This window comes from Moorena sp. SIO4E2 (assembly GCF_010671945.1).
Taxonomy (GTDB): domain Bacteria; phylum Cyanobacteriota; class Cyanobacteriia; order Cyanobacteriales; family Coleofasciculaceae; genus Moorena; species Moorena producens.
The window spans coordinates 1-1,004 of sequence record NZ_JAAHIE010001448.1 but is presented as its reverse complement, the minus strand read 5'-3'; the positions used below and the strand labels follow the sequence as shown (position 1 = coordinate 1,004).

At 40.1% G+C, this 1,004-nt stretch carries 3 protein-coding genes; all 3 read right to left on the bottom strand.

What is annotated here, in order from left to right; translation table 11 throughout:
* Positions 1-98: 98 nt before the first annotated feature.
* From F6K37_RS44405 to F6K37_RS44395, 3 genes are read right to left on the bottom strand one after another with little or no spacing between them, the layout of a single operon-like run.
* Positions 99-380, bottom strand: coding sequence for an element excision factor XisH family protein (locus tag F6K37_RS44405; RefSeq protein ID WP_353839165.1), 282 nt, complete (start codon positions 378-380; stop codon positions 99-101).
* 25 nt (positions 381-405) lie between these two features.
* Positions 406-567: a hypothetical protein gene (locus tag F6K37_RS44400; protein ID WP_154659902.1), complete on the bottom strand. Its 162-nt coding sequence runs from the start codon at positions 565-567 to the stop codon at positions 406-408.
* 40 nt (positions 568-607) lie between these two features.
* Positions 608-904: a type II toxin-antitoxin system Phd/YefM family antitoxin gene (locus F6K37_RS44395; RefSeq protein WP_009149893.1), complete on the bottom strand. Its 297-nt coding sequence runs from the start codon at positions 902-904 to the stop codon at positions 608-610.
* Positions 905-1,004 lie beyond the last annotated feature (100 nt).

Genomic DNA, 1,004 nt, shown 5'->3' with positions numbered 1-1,004 from the left:
TCTATTTTTAAGGCTTTTTGAAGTATTGTTTTTTGCTCTTGTGTCAGATAATTTTTTGCTGGCATATTTCCTATTATTGGGTTATTTATTAATTTTTATTATACCAATTTAAATGCCGAACAGCTTAGTACAATCCGGTAATTCAAAAACTGCCCTAACGCTAAATGAAATTGAAAGACACTAGAAGATGAAATAAAGCTTTTAATTTCAACGGCAATTTGCTGATTCTCCTTCTGTGCAGCAATTAGCCTTTCGGCACCTAAGTCGATATGCAATTGGCGATCGCGTAAATCTAACGTTAACGGGTCGTGAGTAATTACCCAATTATCTTGGACAAGCGCTTTTTTGACAACATCATGAAATATATCCTGAGCAGGCATTGCTACATTTGCTTTTTATAATGATTCAAAAATCAATAGATCTACTATAGCGGTTTTCAATTTGGTGAGGTACAGATTTAATGGTTTTAGGGAACAGGGAACAGGGAACAGGGAATAGGGAATAGGGAAGAGAGAAGAGGGAAGGAAGAGAGAATAGGAAACAGGGCAAAAATTCTGTGTACCTCATTAGGCGAAAAACCGCTATATTCCATAAAATATTATAACGGTTAGTCAAAATCATCTGAAATTTTGACTAGCCCCTTAGCGCTGCCAAACTTAGGGGTTGCTTGTACTGCAATCATTGGCACAATTCTAAAAGATTTCCCATCACTACCGAGGATGACAACCTCTTCCCCTGCTGCTGCTTCAAGTAGTTCCGCCAGTTTAGTCTCTGCTTCCTTCAAGTGAATTTGGTGCATGATGATGGTTCCAGAGGCAACGCTTTGAGTATAGCAATTAGAAGGGAGCAGGGAATAGGGAATCGGGAGCAGGGAATAGGGAATCGGGAATAGGCATGCTAGCAATAGGCAACAGTGTCGGAACTGTGCGGCCAGTGCAATGGTTTTCTGAAGTGTGCGCTCAGTGCAAAGGTTTTCTGAAGTGTGCGTTCAGTGCAACGGTTTT